We start from the raw sequence: 24,873 nt of genomic DNA, 5'->3' as shown, positions 1-24,873 counted from the left end.
GGAAGGGTTTTCGCGAACATTATTCTGTTGGGTCCGATTTACTTCCCGAAGGTCCCTGATTCAATTACAAGGTAGCTGCAATCTTCTCGGCAACAGTGCGGGCAAGTGCCTGGATTTCTTCCGGCGGCATCTCATCGATCCCGAACAGTTTCTTGTCGATATCACAGAGCTTGTAGCTTTGGACAATTTCCGGGGTAAGGCCGTCAATTACTCCGGCCATCATGCGTGAGGCACAGTTTACCGGGCATCCCTCCAACGCGATAAGTCGTGGCGAGTCGCGTACAAGGCCTCGCTGTCCGGTATCTTTGGTAAATGCCCCGCCCAGGCAGATCCGGACGGTTTTTTCAGGGGCCAGAGAGTGGCAGAGGATATTTGCCGCCTGTCGGGATATCTCCCCCCGCAGGCACGCCCCGTCGCAACTCATGACGGCGACCGGCTTGCTTTGATGCCGCTCCGCGTACCCTTCACAAAGAGCGCAGTTGCCTTTTGCCTTTTCGATACGTACCACTTCATAACCGTCGTTTGTTTCTGCATTGCTCCCTGACCCACAACAACCTGTCTTGAACATACGTCCTCCATCTATGGAATTGACTGCTATTGATTCCATAGACGGGGACTTATCGAAAAAGGATACACCTGTGAGAGGAATTATTTCGGTTTGCGATCGCACATGAGTTCGTTGCGTTCGTCGTGGTAGAGGCTGCACTGGGATTCCATAGCCTTCCGTAACTCGGTGCGGCCGCGATGGAGCCTGATCTTGACGGTGTCGATGCTGATATTGAGTATTTCGGCAATTTCGGGGTTCGTCAGTTCTTCGAAATCGCTGAGGAGCAAGACGGTGCGGTAACCTTCGGGCAACTGGTCAACCACGCCGCGTATGCAGGCATTCATCTCCCGGCGGATATATTCGCTGTCGGTCCCTGGCGTACCGTGATCGGGGAAATCGTCAAGCGACGCGTCCTCGTCGAGCTGCAGTTCGGAACGCTTTTGTTGCGCCAAAGCTGAACAGGCATGATCATGGGCCGTGTTCGTGGCAATACGGTAGATCCAGGTGGCAGGAGAGGCCTCACCCCGGAAACCTTCCAACGATTTGCTCACCTTGAGAAAGACCGCTTGGGTCAGATCCAGGGCTTCCGCCTCATTGATGAGGTTACTGAGATAACGGTAGATCTTCGGCTGGAATTCCCTGTAGATGCTGTCAAAGTCTTTCAAATATGCTCTCCGGTTGCGCTTGATTTGTGCATTTCTGTGCATCGCAAGGCTGGCCGCGGGTTTTATGGCTGGTCCAGCATAAATCCTGATTCTTAGATTAGAAATGCCAAGTGATCGTTCATAGGTACCTTGGTTGTTTTGCCAACGTGTCGCGGTGTGACCTGCGTGGCGCGGTTTTGCTGCGTCAGTGTCTACGCCGGTGTTAGATCTTGCCTGTGATAATTTTGTTCAGTATCAAACCAACTGCTATCAAAATAGCACCTGCGGCTGCCATCACTACGCCGAAATCATAGCTTTTGTTCATCTCTCTTAGCTTGTCATCTGTTCGGTTGTAATTCAGTTGTGGAATCGTCTGGTCAAACTTAAGATTGTATTCTCCTTGGACGTTTCCAGACCCGATAGCAGGCATTGCGCCGACCAATGCAACCGCTACTCCAGACCAAATCAAAAGTGTTCCGTACCTTGCGCTGGAATACATTGCTATTCCGCCCATTACGGCAAAAATCGCCCCATCAATTATTGTTATAGTTTTTATCGCCCTTATCATATTTCCCGATCTAACGTTAATCACTGGTTTCCCGATATAAGTAACTTTGTTACCGATATAAGCAAGTTATTACTCAATATAAGTAACATGCCTGGTTACCTATATATGGGCTTCATTCGCACGGGCCTTGCGTAGCCTGGCTCGGCAGCATCAGTTCATCGATGTTTCTTGTACACCTTCTTCTTGGCCTTGGCCCCGGCCAGGGAAAAGAGGTCGCTCTGGGAGATCCGCCAGATGTCACCCTCTCTGACCATCCGGTATGAACGGGTCTTGTACTGGATATCGCCATCGCCCTCCAGGCCCACCTTGGCCCTGACGACTGCTATGTCGTCATTCTCGACATGAACCGAGACGTCCTGCATCTTCTGCCAGCAGCAGGCCGGTTTGAAGGTGGCATTCCCCAACTTTCTGGCAAAGTCCTCTTTAGCGGTTTTGCCGCCGTGCTGGGTCCGGTCGTACAGGTCGTCGTAACGGTCGGCGCGCCATAGGTCGAGAATCTCCTCGAATGCCGCCCTGGCGGCAGTGGATGCCTCGCTGTCGGTCTGGTAGGCACTTCTGGCAAAGGCGCTGACGCTGCTGAGGGTCAATACGAAAACGGCTAATACGGTAATGAAAAATTTCATGTTCACACCTCCCTCGGCAATTTTAGCCGATAACCCTTTGGGTGCAAGTATCCGTTGCGACAGGAACCGGTCGTGATATACTCCCTTCCAGGTTGAGCGATGCAAGGAGGGACAAATGATTTCACTTACCGTCAATGGCAAGAAGTACCAGGTTGATGCTGCTCCGGACAGCAAGCTCCTCTGGGTGCTGCGTGAGCAGCTGGGGCTTACCGGGGCCAAGTTCGGCTGCGGGATTGGGATGTGCGGGGCGTGTACCGTGCTGGTGGACGGCAAGGCGCGCCGATCGTGCATAACCCCGGTCAGCGCGGTCAAGGGGAAGAAGGTCGTTACCATCGAGGGGCTACCGGAAAACCATCCGCTGAAGGTTGCCTGGATCGCCGAGCAGGTGCCGCAGTGCGGTTACTGCCAGCCCGGCCAGATGATGCAGGCTGCAGGGCTGCTCAATGAGCATCCCAAACCGACCGAAAGCGAGATCGACAGCGCCATGAGCGGATGCCTCTGCCGTTGCGGCACCTATCAGCGGGTTAAGAGCGCCATCAACCGTGCTGCCGGAAAGGGGAAGAAGCCATGAGCCCGAAAATGAGCAGACGTGAATTTCTTCAGCATGCCCTTGCCGGAACCGGCATTGCCGTGGCAGTAACCATGACCCCGCTCGGTTACAGGGTCTTCTCAGCAGCGGACGCCGCTGCCGGCGAATTCGTCCCGTCGGTCTGGCTGACGATTGCGCCTAACGAAACGGTCACGGTCATGGTCGCCAAGTCCGAGATGGGGCAGGGGGTTTCAACGTCTCTGCCGATGCTGGTGGCCGATGAGCTGGAGGCCAACTGGGGGAGCGTCAGATTCGTCTTTGCCCCTGCCGACGACAAATTTCGCGATCCGGTCTGGGGAACGCAGGCCACCGGTGGCAGCACCAGTATCCGGCACCTGTACGAACCGCTTCGGCTTGCCGGCGCCGCTGCCCGCGAGATGCTGATCGCTGCGGCGGCCAGGGAGTGGAAGGTTCCTGCGGAAGAATGCCTTGCCGCTAACGGCGTGGTGCGCCACAAACGGAAACTGAAAAGCTTTTCATTCGGCCAACTGACCTCAATGGTCGCCGGGATAGCGCCGCCGGCCAAGCCGAAGCTGAAGACACCCCAGGAGTTCCGGCTGATCGGGAAAGAGATCCCGAGACTCGACGTCCCGGAAAAGGTCTCCGGCGCCGCGATATTCGGGATGGATGTAAAGGTTCCGGGGATGCTTGTTGCCGCTGTGGCCCACCCACCGCTCATCGGCGCCCACCCGGCTTCATACAGCAGCGCCGCCGCACTGAAGATCAAGGGGGTCAGGCAGATAATCAAGCTTCCAAAAGGGGTAGCGGTCTGTGCCGACAGTCTGCCTGCGGCACGGGGCGGAGTTGACGTACTCAAGATCAAGTGGGAAGGGGGCGACCCCAAACTGGACAATGCATCGCTCGATGCCCGCTTTGCCAAGGCGCTGAACGAGAGCGGGATCAAGGCCAAGGAAACTGGTGATCCGGCGACAGCTTTCAATGCCGCTGCCAAAAAGCTGGAGGCAACCTTCAGCCTCCCATACCTTGCCCACGCCACCATGGAGCCGATGAACTGCACGGCGCATATCACAGCCGAGCGGTGCGAGGTCTGGGCACCCACCCAGAACCAGACCGGCGTCAAGGCGATGGCCGAGAAGATCTCAGGCCTGCCGGCCGACAAGGTCCTGGTCAACACTACCTACCTGGGGGGCGGGTTCGGCCGGAGGTTCGAGACCGATGTGGTCGAAGAGGCGCTGCTACTCGCCAAGGCCACCGGAAAACCGGTTAAGGTGATCTGGGCCAGGGAGGATGACTTCCGCAACGACTTCTACCGGCCGATGAACCTTTCCCGGGTTGCGGCATCCCTTGACAGCCAGGGGAAGATCACCGGCTGGCAGCACAAGGTGGTCTGCCCTTCGATCTTTGCCCGGGTATTTCCGGACACCATGAAAAACGGCGTGGACCAGGCCGCAGTCGAAGGGGTGGCCAATCTTGACTACGATGTGCCGAACCTCAGCGTAAACTATGTCAGGATCGATACACCGGTGCCGGTCGGGTTCTGGCGGTCCGTGGGGAGTTCGCACAATGCCTTTGTCGTTGAGACCATGATGGACGAGCTGGCGTATCTGGCCGGTGTCGACCCGGTCGAGTTCCGGCTGTCGCACCTGGGGGGGAACCCCAATGCCTATGCGGTGGTCAAGACCGCCTCGATGAGGGCCGGGTGGGGCAAACCGCTTCCTAGCGGCAAGGGACGTGGGTTCGCCTTCCACCGGTCGTTCGACACCAATGTGGCCATGGTAGCCGAGGTGGCGGTTGACCGGAAAAGCGGCAGGGTCAAGGTCAGCAGGGTAGTCTGCGCCGTGGATTGCGGGCCGGTAGTCAACCCGGAGATCGTCAGATCCCAGATCGAGGGGGCAGTCTGTTTCGGGCTGTCCGCCGCGCTCAAGGAGCGGGTCGAGATCGCCGCCGGCGGGGTAGTTTCCGGCAATTTCAGCAATTACGACCTGCTTCGGATGAATGAAGCGCCAAGGATCGAGGTCCACCTGGTCAAGGGGCAGGATAAGCCGGGCGGGATCGGGGAGCCGGGTGTGCCGCCGATTGCCCCGGCTGTCGCCAACGCGGTCTTTGCCGCCATTGGCGCCCGGTTCCGGGAACTGCCGCTCTCTCCAAAGGCTATCCTCAAGGCGCTGAAAAAGACGTGAGGCGGGAATTATGAACGGCGGAAATGAAACAGTGGCGGTTTTCGAGGAGGTGGTCCGGTTGCAGCGCGCCGGTCAGCCGTGCGTGCTGGCAACCGTGATCGCCAGCCGCGGGTCATCTCCCCGCAAGGCAGGCGCCAAAATGGTGGTCCGCGGTGACGGCACCAGTGCCGGGACCATCGGCGGCGGCAAGGTGGAGCAGGAGGTTGTCAGGACCGCGCTCAAGTCGCTGGCAGACGGTACCGGCCCTGTATCCGCAACCTTTGTCCTGGATGAAACCTTTGGCCATGCCTGCGGCGGGGAGCTGACTGTGCAGATCGAGCCGCTGGGCGGGATGCCGCGGCTGGTGATGTGCGGCGCCGGTCATGTGGGGCAGGCGCTGACCCATCTGGCCGCCTTGGCCGGATTCCGGGTATCTGTGGTGGATGAACGGCCGGATTACCTGGCACCCGAGCGGTTGCCAGAGGCAGCGGAGTACTTTAACGGCGATTATGCCGCCGGTGTGGCATCGTTCCAGCCGACGGAGGCGGATGCCGTGGTAATCGCCACTCCCGGCTATGCGAGCGACCTGACTGCGGTCAAGGCAGCGCTGGCAACCCCGGCCGGTTTCATCGGCGTTATTGGCAGCATGCGCAAGAAGGAGACCCTGTTCAAGGATCTGGCCGGGCTAGGGTTTACCTTTGCCGACCTGGAGCGGCTGACGGTCCCGGTCGGCCTCGCCATTGGTGGAAATTCGCCGCCGGAGATCGCCATTTCCATAGCTGCCCAGCTGATCGAGCGCCGCTACCGTGCCTGAACCTAAGGTGGCGGCCCTGATCCCGGCAGCGGGCCGTTCCGAGCGGATGGGGTGCTGCAAGATGCTGCTGCCACTCCCGGACCGGCCGGTGATAATTCGCTGCATCGAGACCATCAGACTGGCCGGTATCAACGATATCGTCGTGGTCCTCGCCTCACCGCACGGCACAACCATCCATGAAAAAATTGACCATCTCCCTGTCACCGTTGCCTGGAACTGCAATGAGGGAAGCGACATGGCCGGCTCGCTGAAAGTGGGACTGGAACATCTCCCTGCCGATGCTACCGGCGTGCTGGTCTTCCTTCCCGACACCCCGCTGGTAACTCCCGAGACCTGCGAGATGCTCTGCGAGCGTCATACGCAAAACCCGACCGCCATTTTCATCCCTACCCATGCCGGCCGCCGTGGCCACCCGCTGCTGCTCCCCCGAGTCGTGATCGACCAGCTCCCAGACTATCCGACCCTGCGCGACCTGCTGCAGCTCCGCCAGGAGTTGATCAATCTCTGCCCCACCGAAGATGCTGGGATATTGCTGGACATGGATACCCCCGAGGATTACGAGCAATTGAAACGGATGTAACAATCTCCCAACCTTCCTATCGAATTTCAATTCCATTCACGTTCACTGTGCCATCACTTATGGTAAGCGATCCGTTTATTGTAGTTGTGCCTCCGGGGGGTGGAGTGGTCACTGATGGGTCATCGCATCCCCCACCAATAGAGATTAATTTTGGGCAATTGATATTGATCGATTCAAAGGAAGAAGGCAGGCATATGCTGCCTTGATCTGGAACTATGGTGCATATGTCACCAGCACCACCGCAATAAGGCTGTGGCGAGGGAAGAAGATTTATGTACATTGTTTTGACCGCGCAACCGAAACTTGCCGTTACGTTCTTGGGTTCAGTCATTGACAAAATGCACGGACTTCCGCTACATGCTCCTGACCAGCTTCCGAACATAAAACCGTTTGTTGCTAAAGGGGTAAGGGTCACTAGAGAGTCGACATTCAAATATTGACTACAATTGGCAGTGCAACTTCCTCCGGTGGAGAGAAGCACGCTGCCTCTGCCAGATATGGTTATATTCAGTGCAGGATTGAACAAAAATCCTACCGTACAATCACCAATTATTGTGCCTGTGGTATATGAATTACCGTTCCATGTGCCTGCCGGGCAGGTTCCGTTTACTGTGGTTGAAAGCGAATAATCGGATGAAGGATTAACGGTGAAGGTCGAAGTGCCACCACTGGCAACGACGAGAGGGTTAGGGGATGAAATTGTGCCGTTTCCGCGACTTATAAAAGCGGTAACTGAGTATGGCCCCGTTGTTGTGACGCTGTTGGAAGAAACCGAAACCGGTCCTGCCCCTGATGCGTTGGTGGCATAGACATTAAAACTATAGGTGGTTCCATCGGTAAGGCCCGTGATTATGATCGGACTGCTGGCACCACTGGCTGTTATGTTGTCGGGGGTGGACGTCACGGTATATGAAAGGATTTTGCTTCCGCCATCTGCCAGAGGCGGCTTGAAACTGATAGATGCCCGGCCTGGGCCAGCGCTCGCAATGACATCTAGTGGGGCGCCGAGTGGAGCCGGTTTGAATTTTTGGATACGGTTATTGCTCTGATCGACCACATAAATATTGCCGCTTTCATCCACTGCAACTCCGGTAGGGTTACTGAACTGCCCGTTGCCGTTTCCAGTCGAGCCCCATTGGGTCAGAAGTTCGCCGTTGCTGCTAAACTTCTGGATGTGATTGTTGCTGTAAGACGCCACATATACATTGCCATTCGGATCCGTTGCCATGCCGTTTCCAGCACCGGTTATGTTCCACTGCGTCAGATAGCTGCCGTTGCCGGTGAATTTCTTCAGGATGGGACCGAAGCCAGTCACATAGGTATTGCCACTCGCATCCACAGCCAGACCATTGGGAAGAAAGAACTGTGTAGGCCCCTGTCCCGATGAGCCCCACTGAGTCAGATAGTTGCCGCTGTTATCGAACTTTTGGATACGGTTTATTGCTTGCATCAGCGACAAAAATGTTGCCGGTTCGATCAACTGCCAAGGTGTTCGGGTTGTTAAACTGCCCGTTACCGGTCCCGTATGAACCCCAAACGTTGAGGGAGTTTCCGCTGCCGTCGTACTTCTTGATGCTGTTTGGGACTGAAACAAAAACCTGGCCGTTTGCATCAACCCCTATCCCCCTGGGGACACTTAATGTGCCCCACTGGGTGAGATAATTACCGTTGGAGTCGAACTTCTGAACCCGGTTGTTATTTCCATCGGTAATATAAATGTTGCTGCTGGTGTCCACTGCAATTTTATTGGGTGTAGAGAATTGCCCGTCTCCGCTCCCGGCTGAGTCCCACTTATAAAGAAAGTTACCGTTAGAGTCGAACTTCTGGATGCGGTTATTCTGATCCGCTACATAGACATTACCCTTGGAATCAACCGCCACTCCCCACGGATAATTGAACTGTCCGTCACTGCTGCCAATAGTTCCCCAACTGGTCAGAGAGTTCCCGTTGCCGTCGAACTTCTGTACGCGACTGACCCCTTGTCCCACTGCGACTTCGAGCACATATACATTGCCATTGCTGTCAACCGCGACATTGCTAGGAAATATTTGCACTTCGTTTCCCAACAGGTTAATAAAATTGCCATCATTATCAAATTTATGGACGCGGTTGTTCCCACCTTCAACCACATAGACGTTATTGTTTGTGTCCACAGCTACGCCACTTACCCCGCTAAACGGCAGGTTACCGCTCCCCGTTGACCACTGGGTCACGAGGCTGCCGCTATTGTCGAACTTCTGAATTCGCTTGTTGGCATTATCAGCCACGAAGACATTTCTATTGTCATCCACAGCCACTCCATACAGCGAATCGAACTGCCCACCACCGATCCCAGCTGGCCACTGGGTCACCAAGTTGCCATTATTGTCGAACTTCTGAATCCGATGGTTGCCGCCATCTGATACAAAGACGTTGCCATTACTGTCCACCGCCACTCCATACGGGAAGTTGAACTGCCCGTCTCCGCTCCCGGTTGAGCCCCATTGATTCACCAAATATCCGCTATTGTCGAATTTACTAACTCGATTGTTCTTGTAATCCACCACATAAACATTGTCATTGGCATCAATAGCAATCCCTTTTGGTAAGTTGAAATACCATTGTTGAGGGATGTTAGGCCAGGCACAGTCAAAGGAGAAAAGCAGGGTCGGGTCTATGGTATAGGAGTAGTTTCGCACCTGTTCAAGGTTGCCATCAATATCTCTAGAAAAAAAACGTAGTGTCGAAGACTCTGTTATGGAGATGGGAGTACTGTAAACCGTTGTAGGCGTGCAGCTATTCCCCAAGCAGTAGTAAGTGGCCTCGCAACCGCTGCCAGTACTATCGTTGCAGGTAAGAGTCACGTTCTGAGGGGTATTGAATGTTCCCATAGAAGGCGAAGGGATGGTCAGGGGAGGCGTGGTGTCCGCAGCTGTAACTGCTTGCAACGACCCAAGCAGACCGATCAGTAAGGGGATAAAGAGAATGTGGCGCAATGTCCTTTTCATTGTGATCTCCTGGAAATGGGATCTGGCCCGTCATTGCCTTGAAAGAGAACTCTATCGACAAACAAAAAGCCGGGCTGCTGGTTGCGCTCTAACGTTGAGCGCACCGGCAACCCGGCTGACTTGTCGCAAAAATAAGTGAGTCCCGTGGCTTTCCGTCCCCCGGTCACCCGGGGTTTGGCGTATATGCAATTAGTGCCATTTTATTCACGGTAACTCATGTGTCAATACATATCTGACAAAAAAGTAATAATTTTCTAGTCCGGCTTACAGACTCCGTTCCACTGCCTCGGCCACCTTTCTCATCTGCTCCATCAGCCTGGCGAACTTCTTCGGCTTCAGCGACTGCGGACCGTCGCTTGATGCGTGCTCCGGGTCGGGATGGACTTCGATGATCAGGCCGTCGGCGCCACCGGCAATTGCGGCCAGCGACATCGGCCCGACGTAGTGGTAGTTGCCGGTGCCGTGTGACGGATCGGCGATGATCGGCAGGTGGGTCTTGGTCTTCAGGACCGGGATGGCGGAGAGGTCCAGGGTGTTGCGGGTGGCGGTCTCGAAGGTGCGGATGCCGCGTTCGCAGAGGATTACCGACTGGTTTCCCTCGGCCATGATGTACTCCGCGCTCATCAGGAACTCCTGGATGGTCATAGCCATGCCGCGTTTGAGCAGTATCGGCTTTCTAATCTGGCCGACCTTTTTCAGCAGGGCGAAGTTCTGCGAGTTCCGGGCGCCGATCTGCAGGATATCGGCGTATTCGGCCACCAGTTCGACGGTTTCCGGGTTTATCACTTCCGTGACAAAAGGGAGTCCGGTCAGTTCCCGTGCCTTTGCCAGCAGCTTCAGTCCCTCTTCCTCAAGCCCCTGGAATGAATAGGGTGACGTCCGCGGCTTGAAGGCGCCGCCGCGCAGGATATGAGCTCCGGCGGCCTTTACAGCCTTGGCGCTCTCGATGATCTGCTCTTCGCTTTCCACCGAGCAGGGACCGGCCATAATGATCACTTCCGGGCCGCCGATGGCGACGGTTTCGCTGATCCGGACGATGCTCCGCTCCTTTTTTACTTCGCTGGAAGCGAGTTTGTAGGGCTGGAGAATCGGCACCACGCTCTCGACGCCGTGCATCGATTCCAGCTGCTGCAGCACCAGTTTCCCCCGTTCGTCGCCGATGGCGCCGATGACGTCGCGGGTGGTTCCGTGAATCACATGCGGCTTGTACCCCAACTCCTTGATCCTCTTCAAAACCTCATCCTTGTCTTTTTTTGCTGCGCCTGCCTTCATTACCACGATCATGGTTCGATCCTTTCTTGCCAAAAGCAAAAGGCCGGAGGAATATCCCCCGGCCTTTGGTTCTGCAAAAAAAAATAAAGCCGGGGGAGACTCGTTGTCTGCCCTCGGCTTTTGGCTGTGTGAAGTGTTATGTTCCCTCGCTCAGACCTGTAACCGGGCAGACGGCCTAAAATAAAAGCCATACCAAAAAGAGAAGCCGGTAAAGTTCTGGAAGGAGAAATTTTTCATGTGGCTATCTTTGTCCAGCCGTAGCCGGTTTGTCAAGCAAATTGTTGCGGGAGGCCGTTGTTGCCGCAGCCAGCGGTAGAAAGGCGGGGAAGTCGGGGCTCTGCAGCAGTTTCATCAGTCTGGTTATACCGGGAGGTTCGTTGCCGTTGCCGTGCACCAGGATGATGCTGCCGTTCCGCGGCTCTTCCCCTTTGGCCAGCCAGGCATCGGCGCCGAGCGGGATCAGGGAGAGTTCGGCCAGCAGTTTCACCAGCCGCTCGTCGGCCACGAGGCCGGGGAAGCGAAAGAACGGCGCCGGGACCAGTCCCGCTTCCAGCATGGCAACTTCGTTTGCCAGGATCTCATGTCGCTGGTCGGTCTTGGCGGCCAGCATGAAGTTGCGCTCCAGCGGAAGCGTCGGGTCGTAGAAATGGGTCAGGGAATGGTTCACCCAGGTGATGGCCAGCAGCCCTTGCTGTTCCCGGGCTTGCAGCCAGGAGAGCTCTTCACGGTGTGTACGGAGCCAGGCGCCGGTGATGCAGATGGCAACCGGTGTCGGCCGGCCGCTTTTACTCGCAATAGCTGCCAGCGCCTCGAACGCCCCCTTCTCGAACGGGCGTTTAGACGGGCAGAGGTCAACGGTCAGGAACATCCCGGAGGGATTGGTCATGGCATGCGTCAGGCCGAAGTTCTGCAATTTGTACGGCGGGGCGGTGTTTTTTGCCAGGATGTCGCTAAAGGATGGTGGTCCTGCTTCTGTGATCGGTCTTACTGAAGAGGCAGGCGCTGTCCTGGTTGCGAGGCTGTTCAGGTCTACAAGCAGGTAATAAGGAACGCCTTCTTTGCGGAACGAGCGGATTGCCAGCTGTTTGGCGCCATTGTCGAGCCGGCAGGCAACTGTTGTCGGCCGGTATTCGGTGATTGTGGCTGCACTGAGCGGCACAGCCAGACAGAGGAGCACCAGCGTCATCAACATCCCCGTCAAACCGGGGTGGAGCCGCATCATCAGACGATTACCGATGCAATGGCCGAATCGATCTTCTCGACATCGACAATGGTATCGATGCACGGACCCTTGGGGCGCTCGTTTAGCACGCCGATAACCGGGAGCGGGTAGCAGTCCTTTATCCCCGAGGTGAGATCCCGTTCGCAGGCAACGGCGACCACCAGCTTGGGGCGCTTTTCCACGATGACTTTGCGGGCCAGGGTGCCGCCGGTGGCAACCGAGATATCGATCTTGTACTTGTCCCCCAATTCGGCCAGACCTTTTATGTTGCACCGTCCGCACCGCACGCACTTGTCGATGCCGCCGGTCACCTTGATGTCGCAGTCGAACAGCTGCAGGCAGTGGGGGAGGAGGATGAGGATCCGGTCCGCCGGGATCAGCAGCTTCTGGGAAGATACCAGGCTGTTGTTCATGGCGACGAACGACTGGCGGATATGGTCCTTGTGGATTCCGATGGCGCGACCGAGCAGTTCTATTGCCGGAAGCAGGAACTTGATCACTACCAGGCGCATGAAACGGGTGAAGAAGATATCTTTGCCAAAGGCCGTGGTCAGCACCAGGAGACCTGTGCCTAGAACGGCCAGGAGGGAGAGGGCGGCAAAGACCAGGCCGACTATCCGCGGCAGATCGGGGTGAAAGTTGGCCAGCCCTTTGGTTGGTATCCACCACATCAGGTAGATCACCCCGACGATCAGCAGGCATGTTACACCCATGAGCGCTACAAACAGGCGCTTCCGGGGAGGAGACGTTGTACCCATGCCGTTATCCTTCAACTGCGGAGCCTCTTGTGCCGAGTGTCATTCCCGGAGAGAGCCGGCATCCGGCGAGGAATTCGGCGGCCGGCAGCCGCTTTTTCCCTTCCAGTTGCAGTTCGTCGACCAGGATGCTGCCACCGGAACAGGCGATCTCTATCCCGCTTTTGTCGGCCTGCAGGACCGATCCCGGCGTCCCGGTGCCGTCGGCTGTCCTGACCCTGAAGATCTTCAACAGCTTGCCGTCAAGGTAGGTATAGGCGCCCGGCCACGGGGTAACGCCCCGGACCAGGTTCTTGATCTTTGCCGGGGGATCGTTCCAATCGATGCATCCGAGTTCCTTCTTGAGCATCGGCGCGTAGCAGGTCAGGTTATCGTCCTGTTTTTCCGGAACCAGGCTGCCAGCTGCCAGCAGCTCAAGCGTCTCGGCAAGCGCCTGCGCGCCGATTTGCGACAGACGGTCATGCAGCGATTGGGCATCTTCGTCCGGGGCTATCGGCGTTGTCTTCTTGAGCAGCATGTCGCCGGTATCCAGCCCCACATCCATCAGCATGGTGGTGACGCCGGTCTCGGACTCGCCGTTTATTATGCACCAGTTCAGCGGTGCGGCGCCCCGGTATCGCGGCAGCAGCGAGGCATGGACGTTGATGCAGCCATGTTTCGGGATATCCAGCAGCGCTTTGGGGAGGATCTGGCCGAATGCCACCACCACGATCAGGTCCGGTTCATAGGAACGGATCTCCTCGACTGCCTCCGCAACCCTGACTTTAAGCGGCTGCATAACGGGGATGTTGTGTTTTTGCGCCAGTTCCTTGACCGGTGGCGGCTGCATCTGCTGGCCCCGGCCCTTGGGCCGGTCCGGCTGGGTAACCACGGCCACCACGTTTTCGCCCCGATCGATCAGGGTCTGCAGGGTGGGACAGGCAAACTCCGGGGTGCCCATGAAAACGATCCGCAACCCGGTCATCGGTTATGCTCCTGCATCTCTTCCAGGGTCCGGCGGTACTTTCTCTTGAATATTTCGCGCTTGAGCGGCGAAATATGGTCTACGAACAGGATGCCGTCCAGGTGGTCGATTTCGTGCTGGAAGGCAATGGCCAGCAGACCGTCCGCCTTGCAGGTCACCTCTTCGCCGTCAAGGTTCAGCGCCTTGACCACCACGCGGGCATGGCGCCGGACATTGGCCGCGTACTTCGGCACAGAGAGGCACCCCTCCTCTTCGTATGATTCGCCGTCGCCGTGTACGATCACCGGATTTATGGCAACGATCAGATTCGGGTCCTCATCTTTTCCGGAAATGTCGATTACTATTATCCGCTGATGCACCCCGATCTGAGGGGCTGCCAGCCCCACTCCGGGTGCGGCGTACATCGTTTCCGCCATGTCTCTGACCAGCTCCCTGGTCTTGTCGTTGATAACCGTCACCGGATGGGACTTCTTTTTCAGGTCCGGGTCGGGAAATGTAAGAATCGTTCGTATCATCTGTCCTCGGTCTCCCTTGAGAATTCAACCACTATAACTAATTTCCCTGCCAAAAAGCAAATTCTTCCTTACTGCGCTTACCGGACGGTAAATAACTCTTGACCTCCTGGCTGGAATAGGTGTACTTACCGGTAGGTATATAAATTTGTGAGGCGGTGCACCATGACCGAAGAAGCAACAGCCGGGGCTCAGGCTAACCAGGCGGTCCGTGAGCGGCTCCTTGCCGAGGGGTTGCGGCTCTTTACCTCCAAGGGGTACGCCGGAACCACGGTGCGTGAGATCGTCGAAGCTGCCGGGGTTACCAAGCCGGTCCTTTACTACTATTTTAACAGCAAAGAGGGGATTTATCTCGAACTGATGGAGGGTGCCTACACCATCTTCGGCGAGCGGATGCGGGAACTGGTCGGCAAGAGCGGGTCGGCGCGCGACCGGATGGAAATCCTCTGCCTCGGGATTTTCGACGCCTTTCTCGAGTTTATCGATGTGGCACGGCTCATTTACGCGATCTATTTCGGTCCGGCGCAGGGCGCCCCGCAATTCGAGCACGATCAGGCCTTTGACTGGATGCTGGATGCGGTAAGGACCGTGGTTGCGGAAGGGATTGCATCCGGCGAATTCCGCCCCGGCGACCCGGCCGACATGACCTGGGTCATCATCGGATGCCTTAATGTCTGCATGGAAGAACAGCTCTGCCGGAACGACCCGAGGATCAACCGGGATGACACCAAAAGAATGCTTGCCCTTATTCTGGATGGGATATCGCGGGGAGATGCAAAATGAAAAAATATGCCTATTTCTTGATGACGCTGGCGTTGGCCGGCCTGACTGCCTGTTCCGGCAAAGGTGAGGCAAAGAAGGCGGGAGTGCAGAAGCCCCCGGTGGCCGTGGACGTGGCAAAGGTCGCGCCAATGCCTCTGGTTGAAGGGATCGAAGTCACCGGAAGCCTGGAGCCGAAGTTTTACGCTGATATCAAGACCCAGATCCCCGGCTTGGTGAAGCAGGTGTTCGTGACCGAGTGGGTCCGGGTGCGGAAAGGTCAGCCTCTGGCCAAGATCGACGTGGCCGAGACCGAGGCGCTTGTGAAGCGGTTCGAGGCCAATGTCGAATCGGCAAAGGCCGGGCTTGCGCAGGCCCAGGTGGCTGTAAGCCGGGCGGACCGGGAGTTGGCCAGGATCAGGAAGCTCAAGGAATCCGGGCTGGCGACGCAGCAGGCCGTTGATGATGCGACCACCGAGGCCGAGGCTGCTCAGGCGCGCATCGCGGCGGCCAGGGCGCAGATTAGGGCCGCGGAAGAGGAGGTTCGCCAGGGACGGGCCAGGCAGGCCAAAGGTATGGTGGCCGCGCCGATGGACGGCGTAGTATCGCTCCGCGAGGTCAATGTCGGCGATCTGGCCAGCGATGCCGCGGCTGCCAAACCGATCTTCAGGATCGTGGACAACCGGTTGCTCAACCTGACCGTCACGATCCCGTCGGCCGAGTCGGCGCGGGCCAGGGTCGGCCAGCCACTGGAATTCACTGTCGATTCCCTGCCGGGTAAGGTTTTCAGCGGCAAGGTGATGTACATCAACCCGGAGCTGAACTCCGGCGACCGATCCCTGAAAGTGATTGCCGAGGTGCCCAACGTTGGCGACCTTCTGAAAGGCGGGCTCTTTGCCAAGGGTAAAATCATCTCGGGAAAGCGGAACGATGTTGTCCAGCTTCCCCGGCAGGCCCTCTCTGCCTGGGACACGGCGGCAAAAACCGGGACCCTGTTTGTGGTGACAGATGATATGGCTCGATTGCGCCGGGTGACCACCGGGGCGGTCAGCAACGAGCTGGTGGAGATCGTGAGCGGAGTCAAGCCGGGCGAGACCTACGTGGTCCGCGGTGGGTTCAATCTCAGGGACGGTGACAAGGTGACCATGGCCGGAGGGGTGAAACAGCGATGAAGATAGATGGTGAGTTCATAAAGCTCGACAGTTTTCTCAAGGCAGTCAATGCCGTCTCCAGCGGTGGCGAAGCAAAGATCGCCATTCAGGACGGGTTCGTCATAGTCAACGGCGAGACCGAAACCCGGCGGGGGCGCAAACTCAGGCCGGGCGACACGGTCGAGGTCAGGGGTGGCAAGAGGTACGGCGTTGAGTAAACCGGTCCTGAAGGGGGGGAAGATGAGCAGCTATTGGTTGCTGGTTCTGATGTTCTGCGGCGGTATGGCTGTGGCGGTCCAGCCGTCCATAAACGCCAGGCTGGCGCAAAAGGTCGGCCCTTTTGAAAGCTCATTCATATCGTTTGCAGTCGGGACCCTGGCCCTGCTTGCGGTTGTTATGCTGACCGGCCGCGGCGGTATCAAGGCGATCGGCACCGCGTCGTGGTGGGAACTGACCGGTGGGCTGCTGGGGGCCTTTTTCGTAACGCTCACCATTATTGTCGTGCCGCGGATCGGCACGGTCGCCGTAATGGCCGGCGTCATCGCCGGACAGCTGGCCACCGGGGTGCTGCTTGACCATTTCGGGCTGTTCGGTCTGAGGCAGGTCCCGATGGAGCCGAAACGGCTGCTCGGAATCGTGCTGCTGGCAGCCGGCGCCGCTCTGGTGCTCAGGAAATGAAAGGAGAGGCAATGAAACCTTACCTGGTATTCGTCTACAACGCCGACACCGGCGTCTTCAACACCCTGACCGACATCGCTCACAAGATCTTTTCGCCCGAGACCTATTCCTGCAACCTCTGCGCGATCACCTACGGCAATTTTTCCATCCGGGCAGAGTGGAAGGAGTTCCTGGAATCGCTCGATGCGGAGTTTGAATTTTTGCATCGCGATGAGCTGGAACCGAGGTATGGGGTCTCCGGCGTGCCGCTCCCGGCGGTCTTCGTGAAAAAAGGGGAAGCTGTCGACATCTGGATCAATAGCGAAGAGATCAACCGCTGCGGTTCGATAGAAGATCTGAAAGCGCTGATAACGGCAAGGCTTGCCGGTTGAGACACTGAACGGCATCGGCATGCAGGGGTGACCCTGCGCTGATCACGGCCAAAAAACATGCAAGGAATAACCAGATGATTCTCTCCGATCTCTCCATAAAACGGCCGATCTTCGCCACGGTCATGGTTTTGGCGCTCGTTACCCTCGGGATCTTCTCCTACAAGCGATTGCCGGTGGAGATGTTCCCCAACGTGGAGTTCCCGCTGATCTCGGTGGTGACCACCTTTCCCGGCGCATCTCCTGAGACCGTGGAGCGGGAGATATCCAAGCGGATCGAGGAGTCGGTCAACCAGATCGCCGGGGTCAAGCACGTTTTCTCCACCTCCCGCGAAGGGGTCTCGACCGTCATGGTCCAGTTCCAGCTGGAGCAGAAGGTGAACGACTGCGCCCAGGAGGTCCGGGCCAAGATCGGCTCCATTCGCGGCAATCTGCCGCAGGGGATCGATGAGCCGATCATCCAGAAGCTCGACTTCAATGCCGCGCCGGTGGCTGCTCTGGCCGTACAGTCCGATACGCTTTCGGCCAGGGAACTGACCTCGCTGGTGGACAAGAAGATAAAGAAAAGGTTCGAGAGCGTTGCCGGGGTCGGCAAGGTGGAGATGGTTGGCGGCCAGAAGCGGGAGATCAATGTCGAGCTCGATCCGGTGAAGCTCGACTCCCTCGGCCTGGGGGTGAACGACGTGGTGACCGGCATCAGGTCCGAGAACACCAACACGCCGCTCGGCCGGCTGACCCGGGGTACCGCCGAATACCCGATGCGGATCGACGGCAAACCGAACCGGGCCGAGGAGTACCGGCTGATGCCCGTGGCCCAGAGGGGCGGCCGGCCGATCACGCTCGGTGAAGTGGCGCAGGTAACCGACGGGGTCGAGGAACAGCGGAAACTGGCCCTGGTGAACGGCAAGCCGGCCATCGGCCTCGATATCTACAAGCAGTCCGGCGGCAATGAGGTCGAGCTCGTGGATACGGTCAAGAAGGTGATGGAAAAGGTTATAAAGGAGCTGCCCCCCGGGGTCTCGTTGACCATGGTGCGCGACGGCACCATCATGACCCGGGAATCCCTGGCCGATGTGGAGGAAACCCTGATCATCGGCGGCATCCTCACGGTCCTGATTGTGTTCTGCTTCATCAACTCCTGGCGGTCCACGGTCATCACCGGCGTCACCCTCCCGATTTCGGTCATTTCAGCCTTCATTATCATGAATGCCATGGGGATGACCCTGAACGTCATGACCCTGATGGCCCTGTCACTGGCGATCGGGATGCTGATCGACGATGCCATCGTGGTGCGGGAGAATATTGTCCGGCATCTGGAGCTGGGCAAGGATCATATGGAGGCGTCCCGTTTCGGGACCGCCGAGATCGGACTGGCCGTGTTTGCCACCACGATGTCCATTGTCGCGGTTTTCGTCCCGGTGGCGTTCATGAAGGGGATCGTCGGCCGGTTCTTCTATCAGTTCGGCATCAGCGTGGCCTTTGCCGTGCTGGTCTCGCTCTTCGTTTCTTTTACCCTCGATCCGATGCTGTCGTCCCGCTGGAGCGACCCGTCCATCCACCTGCACGGAGGTCGGAAAGGCATTGCCCGCTGGCTGGAGCGCTTCAACGACTGGTTCGACATCTCCGCCGACCGCTACCGCGCTGCCATCGGCTGGGCGCTAGACCATCGCAAGACCGTAATGCTCGCGGCGCTGCTGGCCTTTATCGGAGGGATCTTCATCTTCGGCACCCTGGAATCCTCGTTCATGTCCCGGGAGGACAAGGGGGAGTTCCAGATATCGTTCAAGACTGCGCCGGATGCCTCGATGACCGAGACCGATGGCCGGTTGCGCGCCATACTGGCAGCGGTCGCCGGGATTCCGGAGATCGATCACAGCTATGCGACCATCGGCGCCGGTGACAACGGCACGGTGCGCGACGGACTGCTCTATCTCAAGCTGAAAGAGCGCAAAGAGCGGCAACGGGGACAGTTCGACCTGCAGCGCGAGGTGCGGCAGCGGTTGCAGAAGATCGCCGGTATAACCTTCTCTATCGAGGAGGTCGGACAGATCGGCGGGGCGCGTAAGCCTCTGACAGCAGATCTGAAGGGGGACGATCTGGCGGTCCTGAAGCAGCTCGGGCTGAAGCTGAGGGAGGAGTTGTACAAGGTGCCGGGGATCGTTGACCTGAGCGTCACCCTGGAGCACGACATCCCCGAATACCGGCTCAAGGTCGATCGGGAAAAGGCACTTTCCGCCGGGGTCACCAGCAACGATATCGTCGGTTCTCTCAGCCGCCTTGTCGGCGGGGAGGCGATCTCGACTTACGAGGACGAAGACGGCGATGCGGTCGACGTCCGGGTGCGGCTGCCGGAAGCGCTCCGGCGAAATCCGGGGCAGGTCGCGGATCTTAAGGTGTCGGTGCCGGATTCCGGAGGGGGCGCCAGGCTGGTTCCCCTGGCAAGCCTCGTGACTACGGCAGTTGCCGCCTCGCCAACCGAGATCAACCGGCGTGACCTGGCTCGCCAAGTCACGGTATCGGCAAACCTTGACGAACTCCCGATCGGCACGGCCGTAAAGCATGTGGAAGAGGCGGCCAAACGGATCAACATGCCTCCTGGCTATTCAGTCAACCTTTCCGGCGAGGCTGAGGACATGGCCGAATCGTTCGGTTACATGGGCGAATCGCTGCTGCTGGCGGTGATCTTCGTTTTCCTGATTCTGGCGGCCCAGTTCGAGTCGTTTTTCGAGCCGTTCGCCATCATGCTCTCGCTGCCGCTCTCCATCGTCGGCATGGCCGGGATGCTCAAGATTACCGGCGACACGGTCAACATCATGTCCCTGATCGGCCTGATCATGCTGATGGGGCTGGTGACCAAGAACGCGATCCTGCTGGTGGACTATGCCAAGGTCCTGCAGCGGCGGGACGGCCTCGGTCGGCGCGATGCGGTCATCCTTGCCGGCCGGACCAGGCTGAGGCCGATCGTCATGACCACCTTGGCAATGATCTTCGGCATGATGCCGCTGTTCCTCGGAATCGGCGCCGGTGGCGAGGGGCGGGCGCCGATGGCCCGGGCCGTGGTCGGCGGGCTTCTTACCTCCACGCTGCTGACGCTGCTGGTGGTGCCGGTTATGTACACCTACATGGACGATTTCGGCGCCTGGTTGAAACGGAAATGGAAAAAGCAAAAGCGCCGAACAGCATAAAGCAGCAGCCGTCATCATTGCCCTCATTGCCGGAATGCTCCTAGCAAAGCCTCTCTATGCGGTCGAACCGCGCATCCTGACCCTTGAAGGGGCGGTCGACATCGCTTTGAAGCAGAACCGCGATCTCCTCAGAGCCCGCGAATACGCCAATTACGTCCAGGGGCGGTATGTCGAGGAGCGGGCGGCGGCGTTGCCGCATTTCTCCATAGATGCGTCGGCAACCGTGGCGCGGGACGACAGCACCCGGCTACTTGCCCCAACCGATCGCCAGTACAGCCGCGTTATGGACCTCTCGGTGTCACAGGCGCTTTTTACCTGGGGGAAGATCGGTGCGGCGATCCGGGCGGCAGAGGTAGGGCTGAAGACCGCGGATGATCAGTTGCGGCTGTATCGGCAAGCGGCGCAACGGGACGTGTCGGTCGCCTTTTATGACGTGCTGCTGGCAAAGGAGCTAGGGCGCTTGGCGCAGCAGAACCTGGAACAGAAAAAGAGGTTGCAGGACGAGGCCCACAAGAGGTTCAGCGCCGGGGTCGCCACCGATTACGACGTGCTCGCCGCCGATGTGGCGGTGGAAAACGCCCGCCCTGAAGTGATCCGCACCGAGAATGCGGTCCGGACGGCACGGGACAGGCTGCGGTTTCTGCTGGCGCTGGACAGTGAGGATATCGACGTGACCGGCAAGCTGGAGGCGCCGCCGATGAAAGCGGAAACCTATGAGACCGCATTTGCCGCTGCGGAGCAGCACCGGCCCGAGTTGGCCGACATCAGGCACCGGGTCGGGATCTATGGCGAACTGGTGACCATTGCCGCGGCCGAAAACAAGCCGCGTCTCGATCTCAAGGCCGGCGCTGGTTTGCATTACCTCGATACCTACGGCCGGGACGAAAACGGCGCTGCCTGGAACCTCGGCGTTTATCTCAGCTTCCCGTTTTTTGACGGCTTGAAGACATCGGGCAAGGTTCAGCAGGCCAGGAGCGATCTCAGGACCAAGGAGATCGAGGCGGCCAAACTCCGGGACAGCATTGCCCTGGAGACGCGGAACGCCCTGAACGGGGTGCGCGAGGCGTCCGAGATCGTCTCGGCCCTGTCCGGCACGGTCCGCCAGGCGGAGCGGCTGCTGCAGATGGCTGAGAAGGGTTACGAATACGGGGTCAAGATCAGGCTCGAAGTGGACGACGCCCAGTTGAACCTGCTGCAGGCGCAGAGCAATCTTGCCCGGGCGCAGCGGGATTATCTCTCTTCGCTGGTAAACCTGCAATGGACCATGGGGATATTGGGAGAGTAATTCTGGTGTGGTCTAAAGCTAGAAATTTTATCAGGCTTCGTGCAACAAGTAATCTTCCGAGATCTGGGTTTCATCAAAACATGGGACCATATCTCGCACGTAGTCGGCAACGATATCAACAGCGAGATCTGGGAAATAGCCAACCGCACAATAATGGACAAAATCAATAACTCTACCAACAAGTTCAAGATATGCGGCTCTTGATATCCTCTTTTCCCAAGGCTTGGCCAATTTGATTACATCTGAGAACCAGGACTCAAATTCGTTTGCACATTCCTGCTTTGGCCATGCAATTTCAAAATACTCTTCGTAATTTCTGCAAAACTGCCGGATGATCTCATCTTCAAAAGCCGAGAAGTCCTTGGCTTCGCATTGCCATTCTCTGCTTGTTTCCCCGCCGATAATCGCTTTGACAACATAATGTGAAAGCTCACGTGACATATAACCATCATCCGGGGATTCCAGCTTGATGGCGATTGAGTATAACCGGGTTATTTCGGGCAGATTTCCATCTATGCAGATAAATGAAATATTGGAGGGCGTTTCTGTCGCAATTTTCTTAAACGGCCTTGACCTGTTATTACGCACCGTGAAGGTGGCCTTTAACATAAGTCGATGCTTTTTTGCCAGTTCAAGTATAGGAATTACGGGGCCTGAAAAAGTTGCGGTTTCGTTTTGTGGCATCTGAATCATTGTTTACGGGCTGATGTACCTGCCAACTTTGGCAGGACGATGTACTACGGGGTAACGGCTATTGATGTCAGTCACTAAGGAACGTACTTGCTTTTAAGTTTCTCGGCATATCCGGTTAGCTGTTTACTCTTGCAGAGGTTTGCAATGACATCTTCGGTTGCAACTATTGATACCCTGTCCCACAAAGTCGAGAGTTGAGGTCTGACTTCATCTAATGTCTTCCAGAGTTTTTTATTCGCCTGAGGAAGCAGGAGAATCAATCGAGCCTTGTCATCCTGCGCAATAAGCCACATATACCTCATGAGCTGATAATATTTGAAGAACTCTTTCGGGTCGAGTAATTTCGCATCAACTTTTCCCGCAAGTTTAGGTAGATAAGTCATTTTCAGTTTGTTGCGATGCTCATCATCGTTTTTTGCCTTTCCGAATTCAGCTTCTGAAAGCTTGACTTCGCAATATGTCTTTGAACCATCTAAACTCTCCCAATAGACATCGATATTTGTTCCTTCTTTATGAAATTCAATTTTCTCGAATTCAGGATTTTTGATTGGTCCTGTTTGCCCCAGAGCTTTCAGAAGTGTTTCCGGATTCCCTTTTGTATCGAAAAAGTAGGGGTAGAAAAGGTTGAAGGCAAAAGCCTGTGAGGAATTGAGGTGGTGGAAATATCTGTGGAGCGAAATACCTTTCTGGGCCACATGGCCTTCAATCTCTTCTTGTATTCCTTCAAAAACATTGAGCCACTTGTCCTCGTAAGCGAGAATATGGGGGTATAGTTGTCCTCTGAAATATCCGGGCTTCTGGGCTTTCAGTACATTCTTCTTGTAGTCTGCCAAGTGTGTCGTAAGCTGCTTCTGATATGTCATGTTACAAGATCTCCCTCGAAATGATTGGATTGAAGTATACACAATGAGAATATACAAACAACTACATGCTGAAATCCGGCAGGGCATAGCCATAATTTCGATGCACCCTGCAGTACGTCACTTTTTTGTAAAACCTTCCTGTTGTGGCATCTATGAGAACGGAGACACTAAACCGACAGTTGTAGAAAAGGAATTTGCGAATTCTTCCTTCTGCCCATTCAAGACATTCTTTAGTCGGGTTGTTGTACAACTCGGTGAGCGATGAGTCGTTGACATCCTGTTCAAGGTAATGACCGGTCACGAATCCAGGCATGAGATAGTGAAAATCTCTCTCAAAGCGCAGTTCGATATGCCCGCTCTCCATGAATGCGACACCCTTTACCTCGTGACTACCGTTGCCGACCGACAGCAAGATCAGCCAGACCGGTTGATTATTGTGTTTGCGCAGCAGAACCTCATGAATCTTGAATGAAATGATCGGCAGCCGTACCTGCAAATCGTCAAAGCTGTTAAGTTTCATCCAAAGGCACCTTATGCTGTTTTGTCCCTTGCAACAACTCTTTGTAGACCTGGGTTCGCAGCGTTGCAGGGCTTACAACTTCGACCGACGGGAGCCAACGGTAAAGCCAATGTTTGATGGTTTCGGTGCCGATAACGGTAAAGCTCAGTTCGATCCTGCCATCTGGCAACCGCTTCTCCTTTTGCGAGAGATGCCATTTTTTGCGCATTACCTGCCTAGCAATTTCGGGATTGAATCGTAGAACCACGTCAGTCGGCTCACCGTCCAGTTGCGGTCCGAACGCCGATTCAAGCTCCTCTGCCTCGTTGATGTCGTATTTCCTGTAATGCTCATTGGTAACATCGAGAGCAATAATCCGGTCGAAGGCGAAGGTGCGAAGGTTATCGGCATTATGGCACAGGCCGCGCACATACCAGAATCCGTCATGATTGAAGAGATAGAGCGGATCGATCTTCCTCCCAAACGGTTCCGTTTCCGGAGACAGCCGATAATTGAATTCAACAACCCGGCGCTCAGAGATGGCCCGATACAATTGGGACAGATAATCTGCAATCGTCCCTGGCATGTTCCGGTCAGGGTGGATGATCTTCTCAGTCTGTTCAGATGACGTGCCACAAAGCCGGTTACGAATTCCTTCAAGTGCTTGCGTCACTTCTTTTCCCATAGGCTCAACTAATGACTGGGCAATGGAAAGCGCCACTTCCTCCTTGAGGGGTATTTTCTGCCGCTTGAGCCGATATCCTTCCACAAAGGCGTATGTCTTCCGTTTGCGGTCAAACCAGATTGGGAAATTCGCAATAATAAGGCTCTGAATATAGCGATAGGCGCTCCGTTCGCTTATGTCCAGTTCTTCCATTAGAGAGCGGTTGGTGACTATCTCACCGGAATCAAGTTTGTTAAGGATTATGAGAAGGGAATCGAATCTTAACGACATGCACACCTCCAAATGTGAGGCCAGTATACCATATCACCCTGCCATATGTGTGGCAGGGTAAAAACGACAAAGCTTAAACGATGATATTGAAGTGCACATTGCCTCAGGAAAGCTTGGAAATTTCAACTCCGGTGTTTTGGATTCGTAGAAAAGTGTGGCCGCGAGATTATGGTGAGGTAAACAGCAAACAAGGGATCGGGGCGAAAGCCAGCCGATCCCTTGTTTCAATGTGGCGCCGGT

26 protein-coding genes and 1 riboswitch are annotated in these 24,873 nt (G+C 56.5%); of the genes, 11 read left to right on the top strand and 15 right to left on the bottom strand.

The genetic code is table 11. From position 1 onward, the window contains the following. Nucleotides 1-64 precede the first annotated feature (64 nt). From OR1_RS10650 to OR1_RS10635, 4 genes are all read right to left on the bottom strand, one after another. Complete coding sequence (locus tag OR1_RS10650; protein WP_041971820.1) at nt 65-568, bottom strand: putative zinc-binding protein; 504 nt, start codon at nt 566-568, stop codon at nt 65-67. Between the two features lie 80 nt (nt 569-648). Continuing rightward, nucleotides 649-1,212 carry a sigma-70 family RNA polymerase sigma factor gene (locus OR1_RS10645; protein ID WP_041971819.1) on the bottom strand — a complete coding sequence of 188 codons (564 nt, stop codon included), beginning with the start codon at nt 1,210-1,212 and terminating at the stop codon, nt 649-651. 202 nt (nt 1,213-1,414) lie between these two features. Then, nucleotides 1,415-1,783, bottom strand: coding sequence for a hypothetical protein (locus OR1_RS10640; protein ID WP_152609866.1), 369 nt, complete (start codon nt 1,781-1,783; stop codon nt 1,415-1,417). A 131-nt stretch (nt 1,784-1,914) separates the two neighbouring features. Next, nucleotides 1,915-2,382, bottom strand: a complete 468-nt coding sequence (locus tag OR1_RS10635; protein WP_041971817.1) for a nuclear transport factor 2 family protein — start codon at nt 2,380-2,382, stop codon at nt 1,915-1,917. Nucleotides 2,383-2,497: 115 nt separating this feature from the next. Between OR1_RS10635 and OR1_RS10630 the strand changes: the two genes are divergently transcribed. The 4 genes from OR1_RS10630 to OR1_RS10615 are packed head-to-tail and all read left to right on the top strand — an operon-like array spanning nt 2,498 to nt 6,485. After that, nucleotides 2,498-2,953: a (2Fe-2S)-binding protein gene (locus OR1_RS10630; RefSeq protein ID WP_041971816.1), complete on the top strand. Its 456-nt coding sequence runs from the start codon at nt 2,498-2,500 to the stop codon at nt 2,951-2,953. 8 nt (nt 2,954-2,961) lie between these two features. After that, entirely contained in the window at nt 2,962-5,112 is a 2,151-nt protein-coding gene (locus tag OR1_RS10625; RefSeq protein ID WP_160295239.1) for a xanthine dehydrogenase family protein molybdopterin-binding subunit, read from the top strand. 10 nt (nt 5,113-5,122) lie between these two features. Then, the gene (locus OR1_RS10620) at nt 5,123-5,905 is read left to right on the top strand and encodes an XdhC family protein (protein ID WP_041971814.1); all 783 of its coding nucleotides are present in this window, start codon (nt 5,123-5,125) and stop codon (nt 5,903-5,905) included. Beyond that, entirely contained in the window at nt 5,898-6,485 is a 588-nt protein-coding gene (locus OR1_RS10615; protein ID WP_082002905.1) for an NTP transferase domain-containing protein, read from the top strand. Before OR1_RS10620 ends, OR1_RS10615 begins: the two co-directional genes overlap by 8 nt. A gap of 16 nt (nt 6,486-6,501) precedes the next feature. On the opposite strand, the gene OR1_RS22295 is transcribed toward OR1_RS10615, so the two are convergent. The 7 genes from OR1_RS22295 to def form a co-directional block, all read right to left on the bottom strand. Then, nucleotides 6,502-7,965 (bottom strand): SBBP repeat-containing protein, encoded by a 1,464-nt coding sequence (locus OR1_RS22295; RefSeq protein WP_202812046.1) that lies wholly within the window; start codon nt 7,963-7,965, stop codon nt 6,502-6,504. Further along, nucleotides 7,901-9,472, bottom strand: coding sequence for an SBBP repeat-containing protein (locus tag OR1_RS22570; RefSeq protein WP_052440382.1), 1,572 nt, complete (start codon nt 9,470-9,472; stop codon nt 7,901-7,903). Before OR1_RS22570 ends, OR1_RS22295 begins: the two co-directional genes overlap by 65 nt. 102 nt (nt 9,473-9,574) lie before the next feature. Next, a riboswitch (cyclic di-GMP riboswitch) is annotated at nt 9,575-9,661 on the bottom strand. A gap of 75 nt (nt 9,662-9,736) precedes the next feature. Next, nucleotides 9,737-10,756: a 3-deoxy-7-phosphoheptulonate synthase gene (gene aroF / locus OR1_RS10600; RefSeq protein WP_041971811.1), complete on the bottom strand. Its 1,020-nt coding sequence runs from the start codon at nt 10,754-10,756 to the stop codon at nt 9,737-9,739. Between the two features lie 229 nt (nt 10,757-10,985). Continuing rightward, on the bottom strand, nt 10,986-11,930 hold the full coding sequence (locus tag OR1_RS10595; RefSeq protein ID WP_237754274.1) for a polysaccharide deacetylase: 945 nt from the start codon (nt 11,928-11,930) through the stop codon (nt 10,986-10,988). A gap of 35 nt (nt 11,931-11,965) precedes the next feature. Next, nucleotides 11,966-12,724: a DUF116 domain-containing protein gene (locus OR1_RS10590; RefSeq protein ID WP_041971810.1), complete on the bottom strand. Its 759-nt coding sequence runs from the start codon at nt 12,722-12,724 to the stop codon at nt 11,966-11,968. Nucleotides 12,725-12,728: 4 nt separating this feature from the next. Further along, the gene (gene fmt / locus OR1_RS10585; protein WP_041971808.1) at nt 12,729-13,685 is read right to left on the bottom strand and encodes a methionyl-tRNA formyltransferase; all 957 of its coding nucleotides are present in this window, start codon (nt 13,683-13,685) and stop codon (nt 12,729-12,731) included. Then, on the bottom strand, nt 13,682-14,200 hold the full coding sequence (def, locus tag OR1_RS10580; protein ID WP_041971807.1) for a peptide deformylase: 519 nt from the start codon (nt 14,198-14,200) through the stop codon (nt 13,682-13,684). Before def ends, fmt begins: the two co-directional genes overlap by 4 nt. 162 nt (nt 14,201-14,362) lie before the next feature. Here def and OR1_RS10575 point away from each other — a divergent pair, with 162 nt between their 5' ends. The 7 genes from OR1_RS10575 to OR1_RS22755 all read left to right on the top strand — a co-directional run bounded on the left by OR1_RS10575 (nt 14,363) and on the right by OR1_RS22755 (nt 21,623). After that, complete coding sequence (locus tag OR1_RS10575) at nt 14,363-14,980, top strand: TetR/AcrR family transcriptional regulator (RefSeq protein ID WP_041971805.1); 618 nt, start codon at nt 14,363-14,365, stop codon at nt 14,978-14,980. Further along, entirely contained in the window at nt 14,977-16,128 is a 1,152-nt protein-coding gene (locus OR1_RS10570; RefSeq protein ID WP_041971804.1) for an efflux RND transporter periplasmic adaptor subunit, read from the top strand. The genes OR1_RS10575 and OR1_RS10570 overlap by 4 nt, the downstream gene beginning before the upstream one ends. Continuing rightward, entirely contained in the window at nt 16,125-16,325 is a 201-nt protein-coding gene (gene yaaA / locus OR1_RS10565; RefSeq protein WP_041971803.1) for a S4 domain-containing protein YaaA, read from the top strand. Before OR1_RS10570 ends, yaaA begins: the two co-directional genes overlap by 4 nt. A 22-nt stretch (nt 16,326-16,347) precedes the next feature. Next, the gene (locus OR1_RS10560) at nt 16,348-16,785 is read left to right on the top strand and encodes a DMT family transporter (protein ID WP_041971802.1); all 438 of its coding nucleotides are present in this window, start codon (nt 16,348-16,350) and stop codon (nt 16,783-16,785) included. Between the two features lie 11 nt (nt 16,786-16,796). Next, nucleotides 16,797-17,156, top strand: coding sequence for a hypothetical protein (locus tag OR1_RS10555; protein ID WP_041971801.1), 360 nt, complete (start codon nt 16,797-16,799; stop codon nt 17,154-17,156). A 74-nt stretch (nt 17,157-17,230) separates the two neighbouring features. Then, on the top strand, nt 17,231-20,338 hold the full coding sequence (locus OR1_RS10550; protein WP_041971800.1) for an efflux RND transporter permease subunit: 3,108 nt from the start codon (nt 17,231-17,233) through the stop codon (nt 20,336-20,338). Between the two features lie 34 nt (nt 20,339-20,372). Beyond that, complete coding sequence (locus OR1_RS22755) at nt 20,373-21,623, top strand: TolC family protein (protein WP_041971799.1); 1,251 nt, start codon at nt 20,373-20,375, stop codon at nt 21,621-21,623. A gap of 30 nt (nt 21,624-21,653) precedes the next feature. Here the strand turns inward: OR1_RS22755 and OR1_RS10540 are convergent, their stop codons facing one another. The 4 genes from OR1_RS10540 to OR1_RS10525 form a co-directional block, all read right to left on the bottom strand. Beyond that, nucleotides 21,654-22,307 carry a hypothetical protein gene (locus OR1_RS10540; RefSeq protein ID WP_152609865.1) on the bottom strand — a complete coding sequence of 218 codons (654 nt, stop codon included), beginning with the start codon at nt 22,305-22,307 and terminating at the stop codon, nt 21,654-21,656. 83 nt (nt 22,308-22,390) lie between these two features. Next, on the bottom strand, nt 22,391-23,179 hold the full coding sequence (locus OR1_RS10535) for a hypothetical protein (protein ID WP_041971797.1): 789 nt from the start codon (nt 23,177-23,179) through the stop codon (nt 22,391-22,393). Between the two features lie 61 nt (nt 23,180-23,240). Continuing rightward, a complete protein-coding gene (locus OR1_RS10530; RefSeq protein WP_041971796.1) occupies nt 23,241-23,699 on the bottom strand; it encodes a hypothetical protein in 459 nt (152 codons plus the stop codon). Next, nucleotides 23,689-24,633, bottom strand: a complete 945-nt coding sequence (locus OR1_RS10525) for a YafY family protein (protein WP_041971795.1) — start codon at nt 24,631-24,633, stop codon at nt 23,689-23,691. The genes OR1_RS10530 and OR1_RS10525 overlap by 11 nt, the downstream gene beginning before the upstream one ends. Nucleotides 24,634-24,873 lie beyond the last annotated feature (240 nt).

This window comes from Geobacter sp. OR-1, from assembly GCF_000813145.1.
In the GTDB taxonomy this organism is placed as follows: domain Bacteria; phylum Desulfobacterota; class Desulfuromonadia; order Geobacterales; family DSM-12255; genus Geoanaerobacter.
This window is presented reverse-complemented; position numbering and strand designations above follow the sequence as displayed.

Coding starts and splice junctions, on each gene's coding strand:
- OR1_RS10570 (WP_041971804.1), top strand. CDS start 14,977: ATGAAAAAATATGCCTATTTCTTGATGACGCTGGCGTTGGCCGGCCTG.
- OR1_RS10595 (WP_237754274.1), bottom strand. CDS start 11,930: ATGACGCTGGTGCTCCTCTGTCTGGCTGTGCCGCTCAGTGCAGCCACA.
- OR1_RS22755 (WP_041971799.1), top strand. CDS start 20,373: ATGCTCCTAGCAAAGCCTCTCTATGCGGTCGAACCGCGCATCCTGACC.
- OR1_RS10555 (WP_041971801.1), top strand. CDS start 16,797: ATGAAACCTTACCTGGTATTCGTCTACAACGCCGACACCGGCGTCTTC.
- OR1_RS10560 (WP_041971802.1), top strand. CDS start 16,348: ATGAGCAGCTATTGGTTGCTGGTTCTGATGTTCTGCGGCGGTATGGCT.
- OR1_RS10575 (WP_041971805.1), top strand. CDS start 14,363: ATGACCGAAGAAGCAACAGCCGGGGCTCAGGCTAACCAGGCGGTCCGT.
- OR1_RS10635 (WP_041971817.1), bottom strand. CDS start 2,382: ATGAAATTTTTCATTACCGTATTAGCCGTTTTCGTATTGACCCTCAGC.
- OR1_RS10630 (WP_041971816.1), top strand. CDS start 2,498: ATGATTTCACTTACCGTCAATGGCAAGAAGTACCAGGTTGATGCTGCT.
- OR1_RS10590 (WP_041971810.1), bottom strand. CDS start 12,724: ATGGGTACAACGTCTCCTCCCCGGAAGCGCCTGTTTGTAGCGCTCATG.
- yaaA (WP_041971803.1), top strand. CDS start 16,125: ATGAAGATAGATGGTGAGTTCATAAAGCTCGACAGTTTTCTCAAGGCA.
- def (WP_041971807.1), bottom strand. CDS start 14,200: ATGATACGAACGATTCTTACATTTCCCGACCCGGACCTGAAAAAGAAG.
- OR1_RS10620 (WP_041971814.1), top strand. CDS start 5,123: ATGAACGGCGGAAATGAAACAGTGGCGGTTTTCGAGGAGGTGGTCCGG.
- OR1_RS10550 (WP_041971800.1), top strand. CDS start 17,231: ATGATTCTCTCCGATCTCTCCATAAAACGGCCGATCTTCGCCACGGTC.
- fmt (WP_041971808.1), bottom strand. CDS start 13,685: ATGACCGGGTTGCGGATCGTTTTCATGGGCACCCCGGAGTTTGCCTGT.
- OR1_RS10650 (WP_041971820.1), bottom strand. CDS start 568: ATGTTCAAGACAGGTTGTTGTGGGTCAGGGAGCAATGCAGAAACAAAC.
- OR1_RS10625 (WP_160295239.1), top strand. CDS start 2,962: ATGAGCAGACGTGAATTTCTTCAGCATGCCCTTGCCGGAACCGGCATT.
- OR1_RS10540 (WP_152609865.1), bottom strand. CDS start 22,307: ATGCCACAAAACGAAACCGCAACTTTTTCAGGCCCCGTAATTCCTATA.
- OR1_RS10525 (WP_041971795.1), bottom strand. CDS start 24,633: ATGTCGTTAAGATTCGATTCCCTTCTCATAATCCTTAACAAACTTGAT.
- aroF (WP_041971811.1), bottom strand. CDS start 10,756: ATGATCGTGGTAATGAAGGCAGGCGCAGCAAAAAAAGACAAGGATGAG.
- OR1_RS22570 (WP_052440382.1), bottom strand. CDS start 9,472: ATGAAAAGGACATTGCGCCACATTCTCTTTATCCCCTTACTGATCGGT.
- OR1_RS10530 (WP_041971796.1), bottom strand. CDS start 23,699: ATGAAACTTAACAGCTTTGACGATTTGCAGGTACGGCTGCCGATCATT.
- OR1_RS10535 (WP_041971797.1), bottom strand. CDS start 23,179: ATGACATATCAGAAGCAGCTTACGACACACTTGGCAGACTACAAGAAG.